This is a genomic window from Deinococcus rhizophilus (assembly GCF_030271215.1).
Classification (GTDB): domain Bacteria; phylum Deinococcota; class Deinococci; order Deinococcales; family Deinococcaceae; genus Deinococcus; species Deinococcus rhizophilus.
This window is the reverse complement of record NZ_JASNGB010000224.1, coordinates 1-4,138: the sequence shown is the minus strand read 5'-3', so window position 1 is coordinate 4,138 and position 4,138 is coordinate 1. Positions and strand designations below refer to the sequence as shown.

Sequence of the window (4,138 nt, the reverse complement as noted above, 5' to 3'; positions counted from 1 at the left end):
CACGCTGCCCCCACCAGCGTGACCACTGCCCCCAGCACCGCGAACACCGTGCGCGACGGGATGGGGACGGCGGGACGGACCGGAGGCGGCGCCTGCCCCACGCCCCCATCCTCCGGCCAGCGGGGAGGCGGCGCGGCGGGAGCGACCGCCTGCGGGTCCGGGGCGGCTTCCGGCAGCGGCGCGGCAACGCTGACCCGTGTCCGCGTCTGGGCCTCCAGCGCTTCCAGACGGTCCCGCAGCGCCCGCACCTCCCGGCCCAGGGAGGACAGGCGGACCAGCGAGGCGAGGCCCAGCACCAGCAGCGCGAGCAGCAGCAGGGACATGGGCGCAGCCTACCCGCCCAGCCGTCCCGTGACGCCAGCCACGGTGCGGGGCAGAATGGAAAAACCCCGGCTGAGCCGAGGTTTTCTTCTGGTGGGCGGTATAGGACTTGAACCTACGACCTCTCGCGTGTGAAGCGAATGCTCTACCACTGAGCTAACCGCCCTTGCAGGTTGTGGTGGGCCCTGCCGGATTTGAACCGGCAACCAATCGGTTATGAGCCGACTGCTCTGACCGTTGAGCTAAGAGCCCCTGGTCCGGCGAGCGAGGGGAAGTGTAGCGGGGGCGGCGGCCCCTTGTCAAACCCCGGGGACAGGCCGGGGCACCGGGGCGGGAGTGGTAGCGTGCGGGCCATGCATGTCCTGCACGTGGCGTCCGAGGTCTTTCCCTATTCCCGGTCGGGCGGGCTGGGTGACGTGCTGGCCGCTCTCCCGGCCCAGCAGGCCAGGTTGGGGGCCGGGGTAAGCGTCCTCTCGCCGTGGTACGCGGCCCTGGCGGGCGAGCCGGGGGAGGTCTGGCGCGGCGAGCTGCCCGGCATCGGCCCGGCGCGGGTGGGCGAGCTGCGGGAGGGCGGCGTGCGCTTCCTGTTCCTGGGGCTGCCCGCCTTTGGGCGCCCCGGCCTCTACCACCCGGACGACGTGGAGCGGTTCTGTGCGTTCGGGCGGGCGGTTCTTCCCGTGCTGGAGGCGCTGGACCTCCGCCCGGGCGTGCTGCACGGACACGACTGGCAGGCGGGGCTGGCGGTCGCGCACGCGCATCTGGCGGGCTGGCGTACCGCCTTCACCATTCACAACCTCCAGTACCAGGGCCGCTGGACCCTGCCGGAGGCCCGCGCGTGGACCGGGCTGCCGGAGTGGGCCTTTGGACCCGAGGGCGTGGAGTTTCACGGCGACCTCAACCTGATGAAGGCGGGGCTGACCTTCGCGGACGCGGTGACGACCGTCAGCCCGACCTACGCCCGCGAGATCACCACGCCGGAGTACGGGGAGGGGCTCGACGGCCTGCTGGTGCGCCTGACGCTGGAGGGGCGGCTGAGCGGGATTCTCAACGGGCTGGACCAGGACCGCTGGAACCCGGCGACCGACCCGGACACCGTGCCCTTCCGCGATCCGGCGGGCAAAGGTCCCAACGGCGAGCGCCTCTGCGCCGAGTTCGGGCTGGACGCGGCGCCGATCCTGGGGGTGGTCAGCCGCCTCGCCGATCAGAAGGGCATGGACCTGCTGCTGCTGAGCCTGCCGGGGCTGGTGCGCGAGTGGAATGTGGTCGTGCTGGGGGGCGGCGACCCGCTGCTGACCGCCGCGCTGACCGGCTGGGGCCACCACCCGCGCGTGGCCTTTGTGCCGGGCATGAACGAGCCCCTCGCGCACCGCATCTACGCGGGGGCGGACGCCTTTGCCATGCCCAGCCGCTTCGAGCCGTGCGGCCTCTCGCAGATGATCGCCCTGCGCTACGGCACCCTGCCCGTCGTGCGGGCGACCGGGGGACTGGTGGACACCGTGCCGGGGGACGTGGGCTTCCTGTTCGGGGAGGCCAGCCCGCAGGCCCTGACTGCGGCTTGCGCCGACGCCCGCCGGGCCCTGGAGGACCGCGCCGGGTGGGAAGCCCGCATGACCCGTGGGATGGAGCTGGACTTCGGCTGGGAGAACCCCGCCCGGCACTATCTGGAGCTGTACGGGCGGCTCAGCGCAGGAACTCCAGCAGCGCCGAGTTGAAGGCGCCGGGGTTGTCGAGGTTGGAGAGGTGCGCGGCTTCTGGAATCACCCGCAACTCGCCGCGCCCCGCGTCCGCGATTTCCTGCGCGAGTTCCGGGGGCGTGATCTCGTCCTGCTCGCCCACCAGCACGAGGAGGGGCACCTCCAGCCCGCGCAGGGTGTCCCGGTGCTCGCCCCGCACCGCCATCGCCCGCAGCGCCCCGGCGATGCCCTCCCTGGAGGCGCTCTCGATCATGGGGCGCACCCGGCGGAAGGTGGCGGGCGAGTGCTCCTGCTCGGCCGCCTCCACGATAAAGTCGCGGCCTTCCTGCTCTGCCCGGTCGGCCTGCTCGCGGCGGTCCCCGGTCTTCTGCGGGGTGTCGGCCCGCAGCGACGTGTCGGCCAGCACCACGCGGGCGAATCTCTCTGGCGCCTGCCGCAGCAGTTCCATCGCTAGGTAGCCGCCCATGCTCAGGCCCACCACCGCGAGGGGCTCGCCCTGCGGCAAGGTCCCGAGCAGGTCGCGGGCAGCGTCCTCCAGGGTGGTGATCGCCCCCGCCTCGCCCCCAAAGCCGGGCAGGTTGGGCGCGAGGACCGTAAGACCAGCCGCCTCCAGCACGGAGCGCTGATCGTCCCACATGGCGGCGGAGAGGGGATAGGCGTGAAGGAGCAGCACGGTGCGGGGCGCGGGGGCGGTCATGGGGCCCAGGCTAGAGCATTTGACAGAATTACGGCCCCCGGGGAAGGGCGCCCCAGGTGCCTCCATTCGGCCCAATGCTCTTCTTCAAGTCGCTCGCTCCGCTCGGCCAACGCATGCGGAAACCCACTGCATTCTTATGGCAAATGCTCTAGGGCGCCGGGCGCGGGAGGGCCATTGAGCGGGCCTTGAGCCCGGTTCCCCGCGCTAGCATCCCGGGCGTGAACCTCGCCGTCGTCCTCGTGTCTCCCAAAACGCCCGGCAACATCGGCTCGGCGGCCCGCGCGATGCTGAACATGGGCGCCCGCGACCTGCGGCTGGTCGCCCCGCGCTGCGACCACCTCGACTCGCAGGCCGTGGCGATGGCGGTCCACGCCGAAGGGCTGCTGCGGGAGGCCCGCGTCTATCCCACCCTGCGCGACGCCCTGGCCGACCGCGACGTGAGCGTGGGCACCTCGGCCCGGATTCGCGCGGACCTGTCTCCCCCCCGCCACCCCGCGCAGGTGCGGCCGCTGGTGCGGGCGGCCTCGGCCCCGGCGCTGGTGTTCGGGCCGGAGGAAACGGGGCTGGTCAATTCGGACCTGGAGCAGTGTCAGGTGACCGTGCGGGTGCCCACCGGGGACTACGCCAGCCTCAACCTCGCGCAGGCGGTGCTGCTGGTGTGTTACGAGTTCCTGCAGGCCGAGGACGAGACGCCCGAGTACCACCGGAAAACGGCCACCCGCGAGGAGATGGAGGCGATGTACGGCCACCTGCACGGGACCATGCGGCTGATCGGCTACACCGACGCGGTGCGGGCGCGGCACACGCTGCGGCTGTGGCGGGCGCTGCTGGACCGCTCGCTGATGAGCAGCGCCGAGAGCCGTCTCTTCCGGGGTCTGCTGCGGCAGGTGGAATGGAAGGTGGGGGACGCGGCGCGGCGGGGCACGGCGGAGAGCCGGGGAGCCGCCGGGGAGGCGGACGGGGCCACCGGGGACTGACGCCCACGGCGCCCGGCCTTACGGAGTGGGAACCCGCCCCCTCCCTACACTGTTCCCCATGACCGAGTTGCCCGCCTCCCCCGCCGCGCCCGCCGCCCTCCCGGTGAGGGACTGGCCGCTGTCGCGCCGGGTGCGGCTGCTGCGCAACGTGCTGCCGCCCCTGATCGTGCTGGTGGTGGCGGTGGTGGAACTCCTGATCGCGGGCCTGCAGAATCCCCCGGCCGAGGTCTGGGCGCACCTGCTGTTCTACGGACTGGTCGGCCCCGCCGCGACCTTTTTCAGCGTGGAGTGGATCGCGCAGGGCACCCGCGCCCGCGAGCGGGCCGAGCGCGAGCTGCGGGCCACCTACGCGCAGCTCAGCGCCTCGCACGGGCAACTGCAGGCCGTGCAGGAGCTGATGCGCGACCTCAGCGGGGCGCCGGACCTTGGGGCGGTGGTGGAGGTCGCCG

General features: G+C 72.7%; 3 protein-coding genes, 2 tRNA genes and 2 pseudogenes. 3 read left to right on the top strand and 4 right to left on the bottom strand.

The window, feature by feature from the left end:
- The 3 genes and pseudogenes from QOL99_RS15525 to QOL99_RS15515 form a co-directional block, all read right to left on the bottom strand.
- Positions 1–323 (bottom strand): annotated as a pseudogene (locus tag QOL99_RS15525) (hypothetical protein); the annotation flags it as partial.
- 89 nt (positions 324–412) lie between these two features.
- A tRNA-Val gene (locus tag QOL99_RS15520) sits at positions 413–487 on the bottom strand.
- A 10-nt stretch (positions 488–497) separates the two neighbouring features.
- Positions 498–573 (bottom strand) — tRNA-Ile (locus tag QOL99_RS15515).
- A gap of 101 nt (positions 574–674) precedes the next feature.
- Here QOL99_RS15515 and QOL99_RS15510 point away from each other — a divergent pair.
- Positions 675–2,033, top strand: coding sequence for a glycogen synthase (locus QOL99_RS15510; RefSeq protein ID WP_285525146.1), 1,359 nt, complete (start codon positions 675–677; stop codon positions 2,031–2,033).
- Here QOL99_RS15510 and QOL99_RS15505 read toward each other — a convergent pair.
- Positions 2,002–2,712 carry an alpha/beta fold hydrolase gene (locus tag QOL99_RS15505; protein WP_285525144.1) on the bottom strand — a complete coding sequence of 237 codons (711 nt, stop codon included), beginning with the start codon at positions 2,710–2,712 and terminating at the stop codon, positions 2,002–2,004. The two genes, QOL99_RS15510 and QOL99_RS15505, sit on opposite strands and share 32 nt — an antisense overlap.
- 218 nt (positions 2,713–2,930) lie before the next feature.
- Between QOL99_RS15505 and QOL99_RS15500 the strand changes: the two genes are divergently transcribed.
- Both QOL99_RS15500 and QOL99_RS15495 read left to right on the top strand, forming a co-directional pair.
- Positions 2,931–3,689 (top strand): RNA methyltransferase, encoded by a 759-nt coding sequence (locus tag QOL99_RS15500; RefSeq protein ID WP_285525143.1) that lies wholly within the window; start codon positions 2,931–2,933, stop codon positions 3,687–3,689.
- Positions 3,690–3,747: 58 nt separating this feature from the next.
- Positions 3,748–4,138 (top strand): annotated as a pseudogene (locus QOL99_RS15495) (sensor histidine kinase); the annotation flags it as partial.